We start from the raw sequence: 14,726 nt of genomic DNA on the forward strand, positions 1-14,726 counted from the left end.
CGAGATTCATGCAAAAGGCACCTGCGATCAAATACCGCACAGGTTTGCTATCATCCCGGCTTTCGTCATCGTCATTTTTCCAGGTAGTCCTATGTCTGATCGCAGCGCTCGCCTTTATCTTCTCCAGCAAGCCCTCAAGGAACGCATCCTGATCCTCGACGGTGGCATGGGCACGATGATCCAGAGCTACAAGCTGGAAGAGCAGGACTATCGCGGCAAGCGTTTCGCCGACTGGCCGAGCGACGTCAAGGGCAACAACGACCTGCTGGTGCTGAGTCGCCCCGACGTGATCGGCGCCATCGAAAAAGCCTACCTGGATGCCGGTGCCGACATCCTGGAGACCAACACCTTCAACGCCACCCAGGTGTCCCAGGCCGACTACGGCATGCAGGGCCTGGCCTATGAGCTGAACGTCGAAGGCGCGCGCCTGGCCCGTCAGGTGGCCGACGCCAAGACCCTGGAAACCCCGGACAAGCCACGCTTCGTCGCCGGCGTGCTCGGCCCGACCAGCCGTACCTGCTCGCTCTCACCAGACGTGAACAACCCCGGCTACCGCAACGTGACCTTCGATGAACTGGTGGAAAACTACACCGAGGCCACCCGGGGCCTGATCGAAGGCGGCGCCGACCTGATCCTGATCGAAACCATCTTCGACACATTGAACGCCAAGGCGGCGATTTTCGCCGTACAAGGGGTTTATGAAGAGCTGGGCGTCGAGCTGCCGATCATGATCTCCGGCACCATCACCGACGCCTCCGGCCGCACCCTCTCCGGCCAGACCACCGAAGCCTTCTGGAACTCCGTGGCCCACGCCAAGCCGATCTCCGTGGGCCTGAACTGCGCCCTTGGTGCCCGCGAGCTGCGGCCTTACCTCGAAGAGCTGTCGAACAAGGCCAACACCCATGTCTCGGCGCACCCGAACGCCGGCCTGCCCAACGAATTCGGCGAATACGACGAACTGCCGGCCGAAACCGCCAAGGTCATCGAGGAGTTCGCCCAGAGCGGCTTCCTGAACATCGTCGGCGGCTGCTGCGGCACCACGCCGGCGCACATCGAAGCCATCGCCAAGGCCGTGGCCGGTTATGCCCCGCGACAGATTCCGGAGATTCCACGGGCCTGCCGCCTGTCGGGCCTGGAACCGTTCACCATCGACCGCAACTCGCTGTTCGTCAACGTGGGCGAGCGGACCAACATCACCGGCTCCGCCAAGTTCGCCCGGCTGATCCGCGAAGACAACTACACCGAAGCCCTCGAAGTGGCCCTGCAACAGGTCGAGGCCGGCGCCCAGGTGATCGACATCAACATGGACGAGGGCATGCTCGACTCGAAGAAGGCCATGGTGACCTTCCTCAACCTGATCGCCGGCGAACCGGACATCTCCCGCGTGCCGATCATGATCGACTCCTCAAAGTGGGACGTGATCGAAGCCGGCCTCAAGTGCATCCAGGGCAAGGGCATCGTCAACTCCATCAGCATGAAGGAAGGCGTCGAGCAGTTCATCCACCACGCCAAGCTGTGCAAGCGCTACGGCGCCGCCGTGGTGGTGATGGCCTTCGACGAAGCCGGCCAGGCCGACACCGAGGCGCGCAAGAAGGAAATCTGCAAGCGTTCCTACGACATCCTGGTCAATGAAGTGGGCTTCCCACCGGAAGACATCATTTTCGACCCGAACATCTTCGCCGTGGCCACCGGCATCGAAGAGCACAACAACTATGCCGTGGATTTCATCAACGCCTGCGCCTACATTCGCGACGAGCTGCCCTACGCGCTGACCTCCGGCGGCGTGTCCAACGTGTCCTTCTCGTTCCGCGGCAACAACCCGGTGCGCGAGGCGATTCACTCGGTGTTCCTGCTGTATGCGATCCGCGCGGGCCTGACCATGGGTATCGTCAACGCCGGCCAGTTGGAGATCTACGACCAGATCCCGGTGGAGCTGCGCGACGCCGTCGAAGACGTGATCCTCAACCGCACGCCCGAGGGCACCGACGCCCTGCTCGCCATCGCCGACAAGTACAAGGGCGATGGCAGCGTCAAGGAAGCGGAAACCGAAGAGTGGCGCGGCTGGGAGGTCAACAAGCGCCTGGAACATGCGCTGGTCAAGGGCATCACCACCCACATCGTCGAAGACACCGAAGAATCGCGACTGTCCTTCGCCCGCCCGATCGAAGTCATCGAAGGCCCGCTGATGGCTGGCATGAACATCGTTGGCGACCTGTTCGGCGCCGGCAAGATGTTCCTGCCCCAGGTGGTCAAGTCGGCGCGGGTGATGAAACAGGCCGTGGCCCACCTGATCCCGTTCATCGAAGCGGAAAAAGGTGACAAGCCGGAAGCCAAGGGCAAGATCCTGATGGCCACGGTCAAGGGCGACGTCCATGACATCGGCAAGAACATCGTCGGCGTGGTCCTCGGTTGCAACGGCTACGACATCGTCGACCTGGGCGTGATGGTGCCGGCAGAAAAGATCCTGCAGGTGGCCAAGGACGAGAAGTGCGACATCATCGGCCTGTCCGGCCTGATCACCCCATCGCTGGATGAAATGGTGCACGTGGCCCGCGAGATGCAGCGCCAGGATTTCCACCTGCCGTTGATGATCGGTGGCGCCACCACCTCCAAGGCCCACACCGCGGTGAAGATCGAGCCCAAGTACAGCAACGATGCGGTGATCTACGTCACCGACGCCTCCCGCGCCGTGGGCGTTGCCACGCAGTTGCTGTCCAAGGAGCTGAAGGCGGGGTTCGTCGAGAAGACCCGCCAGGACTACATGGACGTGCGCGAACGCACCGCCAACCGCAGCGCCCGCACCGAGCGCCTGAGCTACAGCGCTGCCATCGCCAAGAAGCCGCAGTTCGACTGGAGCAGCTACCAACCGGTCAAGCCGACGTTCACGGGCGCCAAGGTGCTGGACAACATCGATCTTGACGTCCTGGCCGAATACATCGACTGGACGCCGTTTTTCATCTCCTGGGACCTGGCCGGCAAATTCCCGCGCATCCTCACCGACGAAGTGGTCGGGGAAGCCGCCACCGCGCTGTACGCCGATGCCCAGGCCATGTTGCGCAAGCTGATCGACGAAAAGCTCATCAGCGCCCGCGCCGTGTTCGGCTTCTGGCCGGCCAACCAGGTGCATGACGACGACCTGGAAGTCTACGGCGATGACGGCAAGCCGCTGGCTCGCCTGCATCACCTGCGCCAGCAGATCATCAAGACCGACGGCAAGCCGAACTTCTCCCTGGCCGACTTCGTCGCCCCCAAGGACAGCGGCGTGACCGACTACGTGGGCGGCTTCATCACCACCGCCGGCATCGGCGCCGAGGAAGTGGCCAAGGCCTACCAGGACGCTGGCGACGACTACAACTCGATCATGGTCAAGGCTTTGGCCGACCGCCTGGCCGAGGCCTGCGCCGAATGGCTGCACCAGCAGGTGCGCAAGGAACACTGGGGTTATGCCAAGGACGAAAGCCTGGACAACGAGGCACTGATCAAGGAGCAATACAGCGGTATCCGCCCCGCTCCCGGCTACCCGGCCTGCCCGGACCACACCGAGAAAGCCACCCTGTTCCGCCTGCTCGACCCCGAGGCCAGCGAACTCAAGGCTGGACGCAGCGGCGTGTTTCTCACCGAACACTACGCCATGTTCCCGGCGGCGGCCGTCAGCGGCTGGTACTTCGCCCATCCGCAGGCGCAATACTTCGCCGTGGGCAAGATCGACAAGGACCAGGTCCAGAGCTACACCGGCCGCAAGGGCCAGGACCTGAGCGTGACCGAGCGCTGGCTGGCGCCGAACCTGGGCTATGACAACTGAGTGAAGGGATCACGGTCGGCAACGGCCGTGATCCTTTTTTTCACGGGTTGTCTATGCTTGTCCCAGACCCATGGCAGACGAGAGATTTATGGACGATCCAGTCGACAACAAGCCGCCGACCCTGCTGCAGATGATGCACAGCGTGCTGGCCGCCGCTTTCGGCGTGCAAAGCGGCAAGAACCGCGCCCGTGATTTCACCCACGGCAAACCGAGTCACTTCGTGATACTGGGCATCGCCTTCACGGTGATCTTCGCCCTGACGCTGTTTGGCATCGTCAAGCTGGTGGTGCACCTGGCGGGGTTGTAGCGCCCCCCCAGCCACCACACCCTTCTGTGGGAGCGGGCTTGCTCGCGAAATGCGGTGATTCAGTCAATATGAATGTTGGCTGACATACCGCATTTCGCGAGCAAGCCCGCTCCCACAGGTTTTTCATCGCATAGTCGATCGATTACTGATGGCTGACCCAGAAAACCGCGGTGCCCACCACCAGGATAATCAGGAACAGAATGGCCCAGGCATCGACAGTACTGTCGCTTTTCCTTGCTTTGGTCGGATTGCTCATTGCATCGCCTCTTGTCGGTTTTTTAGGTGATTGCAGAAAGACTCGACCACAGTTAAGACGATGATTGCCCATACGACAAATGTGGGTTACGCGCCGATAGATCTCATTAGGCCATTTGGTTCTTTACATATACTCAAACATCACTTTTGCGCATAACTCAAAACAGGTATCTTGCACCGGCTCCTTTAGGAGTGCGCGGCCGTGCGCGCAGAATTGCCGAGGCAGAACCCGATTCCAGCGAGCCAACACGCAGCTGTTTCTGATCGGCCCAAGCCTGAGACCGAGACTTATATGTACGTATATGACGAGTACGATCAGCGGATCATCGAGGACCGCGTCAAGCAGTTCCGTGATCAGACCCGACGCTATCTGGCAGGCGAGCTGAGCGAAGAAGAATTCCGCCCTCTGCGCCTGCAGAATGGCCTGTATATCCAGCGGTTCGCCCCGATGCTGCGTGTGGCCGTGCCTTATGGCCAACTGACCTCGCGTCAGGTGCGCAAGCTGGCCCAGATCGCCCGCGACTACGACAAGGGCTATGCCCATATCAGTACCCGGCAGAATGTCCAGTACAACTGGCCAGCCCTGGAAGACGTGCCTGAGATCCTGGCCGAACTGGCGACCGTGCAGATGCACGCGATCCAGACCAGCGGCAACTGCCTGCGCAACGTCACCACCGACCAGTTCGCCGGCGTCGCCGCCGATGAGCTGATCGACCCGCGCCCGTGGTGCGAAATCGTCCGCCAGTGGACCACCTTCCATCCGGAATTCGCCTACCTGCCGCGCAAGTTCAAGATTGCCATCAACGGCTCGTCCTCGGACCGCGCCGCCATCGAGGTCCACGACATCGGCCTGGAAACGGTCTACAACGCCGCCGGCGAACTGGGCTTCCGGGTGCTGGTGGGCGGTGGCCTCGGGCGTACGCCAGTGGTCGGTGCGTTCATCAACGAGTTCCTGCCGTGGCAGGACCTCTTGAGCTACCTGGACGCCATCCTGCGGGTGTACAACCGCTACGGTCGTCGGGACAACAAGTACAAGGCGCGGATCAAGATCCTGGTCAAGGCCCTCACGCCTGAAGTGTTCGCCGAGAAGGTCGAAGCCGAGATGGCGCACCTGCGCGGCGGCCAGACCACCCTGACCGAAGCCGAAGTCCATCGCGTCGCCAAGCACTTCGTCGATCCGCAGTACAAGGCCCTGGGCAACCAGGATGCCGAGCTCGCCGCCCTCGACAAGGAACACCCAGGATTCGCCCGCTGGCGCAGCCGCAACACCCTGGCCCACAAGAAGCCAGGTTACGTCGCGGTGACGCTGTCGCTGAAACCGACCGGCGTCGCGCCGGGCGACATCACCGACAAGCAGCTCGATGCCGTGGCCGACCTGGCCGAGCGCTACAGCTTCGGTCAATTGCGTACCTCCCACGAGCAGAACATCATCCTGGCGGACGTTGAACAGACTCAGCTGTTCACCCTCTGGGGCGAGCTGCGCGAACAAGGTTTCGCCACACCGAACATCGGCCTGCTGACCGACATCATCTGCTGCCCGGGCGGCGACTTCTGTTCGCTGGCCAACGCCAAGTCGATCCCGATCGCCGAATCGATCCAGCGTCGTTTCGATGACCTGGACTACCTGTTCGACATCGGCGAGCTGGACCTGAACATTTCCGGTTGCATGAACGCGTGCGGTCACCACCACGTCGGCCACATCGGCATCCTCGGCGTGGACAAGAAAGGCGAAGAGTTCTACCAGGTCTCCCTGGGCGGCAGCGGTAGCCGCGACGCCAGCCTGGGCAAGATCCTCGGCCCGTCCTTTGCCCAGGACGACATGCCTGACGTGATCGAGAAGCTGATCGACGTGTACGTTGAACAACGGACCGAAGACGAGCGCTTCATCGACACTTACCAACGTATTGGTATCGACCTCTTCAAGGAACGCGTCTATGCAGCGAATCATTAAGAACAACGAGGTCATCGACGAGACCTGGCACCTGCTGCCCAAGGATGCGACCCTCGACGGTATCTCCAACTGCGACGACCTGATCGTGCCCCTGGCCCTGTGGCGCGACCATGCGCATGCCCTCAAGGCCCGCGACGGCGGCCTTGGTGTCTGGCTGGATGCCGACGAAGAAGCGGAAGAGATCGGTGATGACGCCAATCAGTTGCAAGTCATTGCGCTGAACTTCCCGGCGTTCACCGACGGCCGTAGCTACTCCAACGCCCGCCTGCTGCGTGACCGCTATGGTTTCAAGGGCGAGCTGCGGGCGATTGGCGACGTGCTGCGCGACCAGTTGTTCTACATGCGCCGCTGCGGCTTCGACGCCTTCGCCCTGCGCGCCGACAAGGACCCGTACGAAGCCCTTGAAAGCCTCAAGGACTTCTCGGTGACCTACCAGGCCGCCACTGACGAACCGCTGCCGCTGTTTCGTCGTCGCTGAGCCTCAAGCAATAAAAAAGCCCTGGACCGGGTGACTGGTCCAGGGCTTTTTCATGGGTGGACGAGGCTCTTCAAACCACCTCGCTCCCTGTGGGAGCGGGCTTGCTCGCGAATGCTGTCAGCACAAGCAAAATGGATGTCGACTGACCCACCGCTTTCGCGGGCAAGCCCGCTCCCACATGGTAGTGGCGAGAGCAGGCTTGGTGGATTACCAGAACCGCTGCTGGGTCAGGCGACTCCACCAGCTCAACAGCACCCGGTCCACCGACCCGCTGGCCGCCATGCCGATGCGTTCCTGCAGGCTTTTGCGCTCGGCGTAGTGCAGGTGGTAAAGCTCGGCGCCCTTGGCCCGTTCGGCCAGGTATTCGTCGCTGGTCTTCAGCTCGTCCACCAGGCCTTTGCCCAGGGCCGCGACGCCCAGCCAGACTTCGCCGGTCGCCACTTCGTCGATGGCCAGTTGCGGACGGTAGTTGGAGACGAAGTTCTTGAACAGCTCATGGGTGATGTCCAGGTCTTCCTGGAACTTCTCCCGGCCCTTCTCGGTGTTTTCGCCGAACACCGTCAAGGTGCGCTTGTATTCGCCAGCGGTCAGCACCTCGAAATCGATGTCATGTTTCTTCAGCAGGCGGTTGACGTTGGGCAACTGGGCGACGACGCCGATGGACCCCAGGATGGCGAAAGGCGCGCTGATGATCTTCTCGCCGATGCAGGCCATCATGTAGCCGCCGCTGGCCGCCACCTTATCGATGCAGACTGTCAACGGCACGCCGGCCTGACGGATCCGCGCCAGTTGCGACGAGGCCAGGCCGTAGCTGTGGACCATGCCACCGCCGCTTTCCAGCCGCAGCACCACTTCGTCCTTCGGCGTGGCCAGGGTCAGCAGCGCGGTGATTTCATGGCGCAGGCTCTCGGTGGCCGACGCCTTGATGTCGCCGTCGAAATCCAGCACGAACACCCGGGACTTGGGCGCCGGCTTGGCCTTCTGCTTTTTCTGCGCTTTTTCAGTCTTGCCTTCGGTCTTGCGCAGGGCCTTTAGCTGGTCCTTGTCCAGCAGCGTCTGTTCCAGGCGCTCGCGCAGCCCCTTGTAGAAATCGTTGAGCTTGCTCACCTGCAACTGGCCAACCGACTTGCGCCGCCCCTTGCTGCGCAGCGCCGCAAAACTGGCCAGCACCACCAGGATGGCGATCACCAGCGTCACGGTCTTGGCCAGGAACCCGGCGTACTCGATGAAAAACTCCACAGCGACTCCTTAAATGCAATGCGCCACTGAACGCAGGCGCGTAACGCCTCCAGCATACCCATGCGCCTGCGCCGCGGCCAGCCAAGAAACCTATGGTTACCTTCGTCCGAGCGAGGCCGAACAAGGCTCCAACGGACATTTCAAACAAGCGTATGTTTTTTCATTGACAGCTCACCGTCATCCTCATAACCTCGCCAAACCTTCAACGTACCGGGATGACGCGGACGTGGGCAGCATCTATCTGATTCGACATGGCCAGGCCTCCTTCGGTGCGGACGACTACGATGTCCTTTCGCCCAACGGTGTGCGCCAAGCCCAAGTGCTGGGTAATCACCTGGCAGAACTGGGTGTCGTGTTCGATCGCTGCCTCTCGGGAGACCTGCGTCGCCAGCAGGACACCGCCTCCGGTGCCCTGGGCCAGATGAGCGCCGCCGGGCTGCCGGTTCCCGTGCTGGAAATCGACGCAGCCTTCAACGAATTCGACGCCGATGCGGTCATCCGCGCGCTGTTGCCGGACATGCTCACACAGGAGCCCGAGGCGCTGGATGTCCTGCGCAACGCCGCGCAGAACCGTGCCGAGTTCCAACGCATCTTCGCGCTGATCATCGAACGCTGGCTCGAAGGGCGATATGACCCGCCCGGCCTGGAAAGCTGGCTGGGTTTCGTCGAGCGGGTCCAGGGCGGCCTGCAGCGGATCCTCGAACAGGCCGACAACCGCCAGAAAATCGCCGTGTTCACGTCCGGCGGCACCATCACCGCCCTGCTCCACCTGATCACCCGGATTCCGGCCCGACAGGCCTTCGAACTGAATTGGCAAATCGTCAACACCTCGCTCAACCAGCTTAAATTCAGGGGCCGCGAGGTGGCCCTGGCGTCCTTCAACAGTCACGCCCACCTGCAACTGCTGAAGGCCCCGGACCTCATCACCTTCCGCTGAGGCCGAATTACCCAAGACCCTTGCTGTACAACCCAAATAAGGATCGACACCATGACCTCCGTAGCCGACGCCGTACAAGCCATGAAAGCCAAGTTCAACCCAGCCGCCGCTGCCGGCCTGGACCTGGTCTTCGGTTTCCGCATTGACGATGACAAGCACTTCTCGCTGATCGTCAAGGACAGCACCTGCGAGCTGCAGGAAGGTGAGAACCCGGACGCCCAGGTGACCCTGGTGATGGACGGCGAAACCCTGGAAGGCATCGTCGACGGCAGCACCGATGGCATGCAAGCGTTCATGGCCGGCAAGCTGCGCGCCGAAGGCGACATGATGCTGGCGATGAAACTGTCCGAGCTGTTCCCAGGCTAAGACCAGGCCCGCGCGCAACACGCGCCTGCTGCCTGCAAACGAATCCCGCCCCCATGGCGGGATTCGTGTTTCTGCGCGCCCCTCAACGCCTCTCGGCGCACGCAACCTTGACCCCTGTCAGCTTCGCCCCCTCCTTCAACCGCTAACGTAGCGCCTCCATCAGCCAGGGACGGCTCATCGGGAGCCCGTGCCTGCATCTCTCAAGGAAGGGAATTTCATGTCTGCACTGAAGATCATTCTGCTGTCGACCGCGTTCAATGGCCTGACCCAGCGCGTCTGGCTGGACCTGCGCGAAGCCGGCTATCGCCCCAGCGTCGTACTGTTCACCGACCCGGACTCGGTCTGCCAGCAAATCGAAGACAGCGGCGCCGACCTGGTGATCTGCCCGTTTCTCAAGGACCGCGTTCCCCAGCGACTGTGGCGCAATCCGCGGCGGCCGGTGGTGATCATTCACCCCGGCATTGTCGGTGACCGCGGCGCCAGTGCCCTGGACTGGGCCCTCATGCGCCAACCCGAGCGCTGGGGCGTCACGGCGCTGCAGGCCGTCGAGGAGATGGACGCCGGACCGGTCTGGGCCACGTGCGAATTCCACCTGCCCGAAGGCCTGCGCAAATCCGAGCTGTACAACGGCCCGGTCAGCGATGCCGCGATCCAGTGTGTCCGCGAGGTCGTGCAGAAATACCTCAACGGTTTCACCCCGGTGCCATTGGACTACAGCCGCCGTGAAGTTGTCGGACGCCTGCAACCGAATATGACCCAGGACGATCGCACCTTCAGCTGGCACGACAACAGCGCGTTCATCAAGCGTTGCATCGACGCCGCCGACGGCCAGCCGGGCGTGCTGGCAAGCCTGGCCGGCGGCCAGTTTTATGTGTACGACGCGCACCTGGATGTACGCCGCGGCGTGCCCGGAAACCTGTTGGCCGTGCGTGACGACGCGGTGCTGGTGGCGACAGGCGATGCCAGCCTGTGGATCGGATCCCTGCGCCTCAAGCCGCAGTCCGGCGAACAGACGTTCAAACGGCCAGCGCGCCATGTGCTGGCCCAACGGCTCGCGGGCGTTCCGGTACTCGACGACTCACTGGCCCGGCAGCCGTTCAGCGACGAGCCTTACCAACCCATCCGTTACCGTGAATGCGGCCACGTGGGCGAACTGACATTCGAGTGCTACAACGGTGCGATGAGCACCGAGCAATGCCAGCGCCTTGTGGCGGCGCTGCGCTGGGCCAAGACGCGGGATACCGAGGTGTTGCTGATTCGCGGTGGCCGCGGCAGCTTCTGCAACGGTGTGCACCTGAACGTGATTCAAGCCGCCGCCGACCCCGGCCTGGAAGCCTGGGCCAACATCCAGGCCATCGACGACGTCTGCCTTGAACTGTTCAGCGCCCGGCAACTGGTGGTCAGCGGTTTGACCGGCAACGCCGGGGCCGGCGGCGTGATGCTGGCCCTGGCGGCGGATATCGTGCTGGCGCGGCGCGACATTGTGCTCAACCCCCATTACGCGACCATGGGCCTGTACGGCTCCGAATACTGGACCTACAGCCTGCCTCGGGCCGTTGGCCCGGACAGGGCCTACGCACTCACCCAGGACTGCCTGCCCGTCAGTGCCATCCAGGCCTTGCGCTACGGCATGGTCCAGGAGATCGGCCCGCGCTGTCCCGACGAGTTCGGCCTGTGGCTGCTGCAACGGGCCAACAGCGCCCTGCTCGATCCGGCCTACGAAAGCCTGCGGGTCCGCAAGGCCGAGCGAAGCCTGTCGGCGATCCAGGCCTGCCGCGACGGCGAACTGGCACAGATGCGTCGCGACATGGTGGACAACCGCCACGGCTTTGCCGAGAAGTGCCATCGCTTTGTGTTCAAGCACCGCGCCTGCCGCACGCCGCAACGCCTGGTGGCGCCATGGGCGCGAGCCGAACGGGTCCAACCCGTCCAATGATTCGCGGTATCGGGCAAGCGTGGCAGCTCTTACAATGCCCGCTTCCCCTGTACCGGCCTGAACATGGACATCGACCTCGCCCGCACTTTCCTGGAAATTGTCCGCCACGGCAGCCTCGCTGCCGCGGCTGAGAAACTGCACGTCACCCAGACGGCAATCACCGCCCGGGTGCAGAAACTCGAAAGCCAGCTCGGTTGCGCGCTGTTCGTGCGCAATCGCGCCGGCGCGCGGCTGACCGCCGACGGCGAAGCGTTCGTGGTCTACGCCAACCAGCTCGTGCAAACCTGGGAAGCGGCCCGGCGAGACCTGCCCTTGCCCGAAGGCTATCGCAACGTCCTGCACCTGGGTGGCGAGGTCAGTCTGTGCAACCCGTTGATGCTCGCCTGGGCCGGTGCATTGCGCCAGAAGATCCCCGGACATGCCCTGCGCATGGACATCCGCGATGGCGAGAAGCTGCTGCAACAGCTGGAGCTGGGCCTGTTGGACGCGGCGGTGGTGTACCAGCCCGAATACTGGCCACGGTTGCAGGTGGAACAACTGCTGGAAGAAAAACTGATCATGGTGCGTTTGGCGGCACGCCCCGAGCCCTATGTCTACATCGATTGGTGCGCCGACTTCCGCCGCCAGCACGACACGGCGCTCCCCGACAAAGCCAAGGCTGCCGTGACCTTCAACCTCGGCCCCCTGGCCTTGCAGTACATCCTGGAGCATGGTGGCAGCGCTTACTTCCGCACCCGGGTCGTGCAGAGTTACCTGGACAGCGGCATCCTGGAACGGGTGCCCAAGGCGCCTGAATTCAATTACCCGACCTACCTCGTCTATTCCCGGGACAGGGATTCAGCCGCGTTGCAACAGGCGTTCGAGGTGCTGCGAGAAATTGTCAGGGCCGGCAGCGATTGGTCGCAGCGTTGGGATCCGCTGAGCTGAAGGGGTTGTGTGGGGGCCGCTCCGCAGCCCAGCGGGAGCAAGCTCCCTCGCCACGACGGTTCGGACGGCAGACCGCTCCAATAGGAGGGCCCCTGCAAACGCAGGGGCCTTCGGGGCCATCCGTCACTGCATCTGCAAGTGCTCGACGATCTCGTCCTTGATCAACAAGCGCTTTTTCTTGAGCGTCTCCAGGGCGTCATCGGACAGGGCTGGGGAAGACGGCTTTTCGGCGTCGACCACCTCGGCATCAAGTTGGGAGTATTTGTGAAGTAACGAGTCGAGCCTTGGGTTCTCGCTGCGTTTTTGCTGGATGTGGTCTTTTGTGCAGTTGAGATCCTGGCACAAATCGTGAGACACCGGCATGGAACACCTCCTTTTGGTGGGTCGGTGGCAGACGCTTTTTGCGGCGCCCGTCGATTATCAGGATGGCCTCCTCGACGGGGTTCTGTCGACCGCCTATCCGACCAGCGGTGACCGTTCGTCGTGCCGCTACGCTTTCCAGGCAAACCTTTATTCGCGCCCAGACCTCCATTGAACAGAGACGAAACAATCGTCCTATCACCCTCAACGGAGACTTACCTATGGACGGATTTACCCTGCGTCAACTCGGCCTGGCCATTGCCTTGAGCACCAGCATGGGCACTGCGTGGGCTGCCACTTCCAACGACTTCGTCGACAACGCGGCGGCCGGTGGTATCGCAGAAATCGAAACCAGCAAACTGGCCCTGGAAAAAAGCGCCTCGGCGGACGTGAAAGAATTCGCCAACAAGATGATCACCGATCACACCAAGGCCAACCAGGAACTGATGGCCCTGGCGAAAAAACACGACATTGAAGTGCCGGATGAAACCACGCTGGTGAAAAAGGCCAAGGCCAAGATCCTCGACATGCGTGATGAATCCTTCGACGCGGCCTACGCCAACAACCAGGTGAAGGCCCACGAAGAAACCATCGCCCTGTTCAAGAAAGAAGCCGAGACCGTGACAGACGACAAAAAGGCCGGCAACACCGAACTCAAGGCATTTGCGCAGAAAATGCTGCCGGACCTGCAACACCATCTCGATGCCGCCAAGAAGCTCCAGGCGGCGCATCCTAGTAAGTAATACAAAGCCGGGCTTGCTCTCAGCAATGACCGCTAAGCCTTGCAGGCCTATGCCTGCAAGGCTTAGTGATTGGTTCACTTATGAAAGCCGGCTTTGCGCGAACATTCTGAATAGGGTTGGCGCCTCTAATATCCCCTCATCTTATCGCTTGAACATTATTCCACTCTAGCTGATACCTGCGTTCGCGTTATTACTTCATCAAACAATAGGTGTGACGCTGACAGCAGGGCTGAGAAAGTCGATATGATAGCCGCTTGACCCATCTCCGATAGCCAAGTGCACACCGTCTATACCTTCGTTCAACTGCGAGTTCATTTTGTAATCGATGAGTGGCTTTATTTCACTATTTACGCCAATTGCAAATTCGGTCAATCGAAGACCCCGAGCACCAGCAGCAACCGTCAATAATTCCATGTACTCCCTATTATCAACTCGCAAAGATTTAACTTCGTTATCAACAACAACCAATAAACCTCCCTTCTCAAAAATCTTATCGGATAGCAATCCAAGCCTCATCCCGATATCTTTGGGTAGTATCGGATTAGGTTTTCTCAGCACAGTCAAAACCCCCGAAACCTCCAACACTCCATTAAAAGAGAATGGGCAAGCCTCCTCAGGATTCATATGGGCATAATGAACCTCGAAAAATTCCGCAACAGAATGGATAAAATAACCAGAGACATCTTCCGCGATCAATGCGTACGGCTCCGCTTTAGGAGATAGAGCCATCTGTCCAGTGGAGCCGTCGCCGGTCAACAAAAACAAATAATTGGAATTAAGCATATTCAAAACCACCCGCTGCCTTTTTAAAGCTTCCTGAAAATCACTATTCAGAAGCAAACTCAAACTGTAATTTGCGCAGTGCAACGAGGGTTCGAAGACCTGAGTGGCGCAGAAAACGCTTCTCTTTTTCTGCGTAGACTGGGCAAGTGCCAACGTAAGCTTAGCGGCGCTATTACTAAAGGAGAAAATCACACTATTGAGAGGAAGCTGCTTCACTTCGTTTATATCCGCAGCGTTCAGCCCTCGCTGCGAGCATTCATCAAGAAAAGGTATTGAATCTGCGAGAACCCAGAACTCTTCATCGCCAAAAAGACTAGGAATACTTATTGTGATTGACATAAAAAACTTCCTTTTATAAAAGGGTGGCCTGTCCATGCCACCCTCTCAGTCAGTAGCAATCAATCATCTATATAGGCCCAAGCCAGCGGTGCCCATCCAAAATTTTCAGGACCCGAAGTAATCCTGTTCAATTTTTCCTGATTAATTTTCTGCTTTTTCATATTTAATCCTCTTTTTTATTGGGCTCCCCTGCAGCGCAAAGGAGTAATTCATTAATTCAAATTTATTTTGTTTTTGGAATGCCTTTCCCAAATCTTTTTAGAATCAATAATTCTAATTTTACTGAACGAAAGACATAAACAG

12 protein-coding genes are annotated in these 14,726 nt (G+C 60.5%); 9 read left to right on the top strand and 3 right to left on the bottom strand.

Annotated elements, in window-relative coordinates:
* Positions 1–91 precede the first annotated feature (91 nt).
* The 4 genes from metH (at position 92) to V5F23_RS17550 (ending at position 6,793) form a co-directional block, all read left to right on the top strand.
* On the top strand, positions 92–3,802 hold the full coding sequence (gene metH / locus V5F23_RS17535; RefSeq protein ID WP_123579846.1) for a methionine synthase: 3,711 nt from the start codon (positions 92–94) through the stop codon (positions 3,800–3,802).
* Between the two features lie 88 nt (positions 3,803–3,890).
* Entirely contained in the window at positions 3,891–4,109 is a 219-nt protein-coding gene (locus tag V5F23_RS17540) for a DUF2970 domain-containing protein (RefSeq protein WP_024781254.1), read from the top strand.
* A 547-nt stretch (positions 4,110–4,656) separates the two neighbouring features.
* Complete coding sequence (locus tag V5F23_RS17545; protein WP_042728923.1) at positions 4,657–6,315, top strand: nitrite/sulfite reductase; 1,659 nt, start codon at positions 4,657–4,659, stop codon at positions 6,313–6,315.
* Positions 6,299–6,793 carry a DUF934 domain-containing protein gene (locus tag V5F23_RS17550; protein ID WP_042728924.1) on the top strand — a complete coding sequence of 165 codons (495 nt, stop codon included), beginning with the start codon at positions 6,299–6,301 and terminating at the stop codon, positions 6,791–6,793. Before V5F23_RS17545 ends, V5F23_RS17550 begins: the two co-directional genes overlap by 17 nt.
* Positions 6,794–7,000: 207 nt before the next feature.
* Here the strand turns inward: V5F23_RS17550 and sohB are convergent, their stop codons facing one another.
* Positions 7,001–8,032: a protease SohB gene (gene sohB, locus V5F23_RS17555; RefSeq protein ID WP_042728925.1), complete on the bottom strand. Its 1,032-nt coding sequence runs from the start codon at positions 8,030–8,032 to the stop codon at positions 7,001–7,003.
* A 226-nt stretch (positions 8,033–8,258) separates the two neighbouring features.
* Here sohB and V5F23_RS17560 point away from each other — a divergent pair, with 226 nt between their 5' ends.
* The 4 genes from V5F23_RS17560 to V5F23_RS17575 all read left to right on the top strand — a co-directional run bounded on the left by V5F23_RS17560 (position 8,259) and on the right by V5F23_RS17575 (position 12,198).
* Complete coding sequence (locus tag V5F23_RS17560; protein WP_123579844.1) at positions 8,259–8,969, top strand: histidine phosphatase family protein; 711 nt, start codon at positions 8,259–8,261, stop codon at positions 8,967–8,969.
* Between the two features lie 51 nt (positions 8,970–9,020).
* Entirely contained in the window at positions 9,021–9,335 is a 315-nt protein-coding gene (locus tag V5F23_RS17565) for an SCP2 sterol-binding domain-containing protein (RefSeq protein ID WP_042728927.1), read from the top strand.
* A gap of 217 nt (positions 9,336–9,552) precedes the next feature.
* Positions 9,553–11,271, top strand: a complete 1,719-nt coding sequence (locus V5F23_RS17570; protein WP_123579843.1) for a hydrogenase maturation protein — start codon at positions 9,553–9,555, stop codon at positions 11,269–11,271.
* A 63-nt stretch (positions 11,272–11,334) separates the two neighbouring features.
* Positions 11,335–12,198 (top strand): LysR family transcriptional regulator, encoded by an 864-nt coding sequence (locus V5F23_RS17575; protein ID WP_047739116.1) that lies wholly within the window; start codon positions 11,335–11,337, stop codon positions 12,196–12,198.
* Between the two features lie 123 nt (positions 12,199–12,321).
* Here V5F23_RS17575 and V5F23_RS17580 read toward each other — a convergent pair whose 3' ends face one another.
* Positions 12,322–12,561, bottom strand: coding sequence for a DUF465 domain-containing protein (locus V5F23_RS17580; protein WP_042728930.1), 240 nt, complete (start codon positions 12,559–12,561; stop codon positions 12,322–12,324).
* 218 nt (positions 12,562–12,779) lie between these two features.
* Here V5F23_RS17580 and V5F23_RS17585 point away from each other — a divergent pair, with 218 nt between their 5' ends.
* Entirely contained in the window at positions 12,780–13,301 is a 522-nt protein-coding gene (locus V5F23_RS17585; RefSeq protein ID WP_042728931.1) for a DUF4142 domain-containing protein, read from the top strand.
* A 198-nt stretch (positions 13,302–13,499) separates the two neighbouring features.
* Here the strand turns inward: V5F23_RS17585 and V5F23_RS17590 are convergent, their stop codons facing one another.
* Positions 13,500–14,423 carry a hypothetical protein gene (locus V5F23_RS17590; protein ID WP_338495871.1) on the bottom strand — a complete coding sequence of 308 codons (924 nt, stop codon included), beginning with the start codon at positions 14,421–14,423 and terminating at the stop codon, positions 13,500–13,502.
* Between the last annotated feature and the right edge of the window lie 303 nt (positions 14,424–14,726).

This window comes from Pseudomonas sp. WP18 (assembly GCF_036689585.1).
Taxonomy (GTDB): Bacteria; Pseudomonadota; Gammaproteobacteria; order Pseudomonadales; family Pseudomonadaceae; genus Aquipseudomonas; species Aquipseudomonas chlororaphis_E.

What these genes read in the sequence shown, in the direction of transcription:
- V5F23_RS17580 (WP_042728930.1), bottom strand. Translation starts at nt 12,561, where the DNA reads ATGCCGGTGTCTCACGATTTGTGCCAGGATCTCAACTGCACAAAAGAC.
- V5F23_RS17585 (WP_042728931.1), top strand. Translation starts at nt 12,780, where the DNA reads ATGGACGGATTTACCCTGCGTCAACTCGGCCTGGCCATTGCCTTGAGC.
- V5F23_RS17590 (WP_338495871.1), bottom strand. Translation starts at nt 14,423, where the DNA reads ATGTCAATCACAATAAGTATTCCTAGTCTTTTTGGCGATGAAGAGTTC.
- V5F23_RS17545 (WP_042728923.1), top strand. Translation starts at nt 4,657, where the DNA reads ATGTACGTATATGACGAGTACGATCAGCGGATCATCGAGGACCGCGTC.
- V5F23_RS17570 (WP_123579843.1), top strand. Translation starts at nt 9,553, where the DNA reads ATGTCTGCACTGAAGATCATTCTGCTGTCGACCGCGTTCAATGGCCTG.
- V5F23_RS17565 (WP_042728927.1), top strand. Translation starts at nt 9,021, where the DNA reads ATGACCTCCGTAGCCGACGCCGTACAAGCCATGAAAGCCAAGTTCAAC.
- V5F23_RS17550 (WP_042728924.1), top strand. Translation starts at nt 6,299, where the DNA reads ATGCAGCGAATCATTAAGAACAACGAGGTCATCGACGAGACCTGGCAC.
- metH (WP_123579846.1), top strand. Translation starts at nt 92, where the DNA reads ATGTCTGATCGCAGCGCTCGCCTTTATCTTCTCCAGCAAGCCCTCAAG.
- V5F23_RS17540 (WP_024781254.1), top strand. Translation starts at nt 3,891, where the DNA reads ATGGACGATCCAGTCGACAACAAGCCGCCGACCCTGCTGCAGATGATG.
- V5F23_RS17575 (WP_047739116.1), top strand. Translation starts at nt 11,335, where the DNA reads ATGGACATCGACCTCGCCCGCACTTTCCTGGAAATTGTCCGCCACGGC.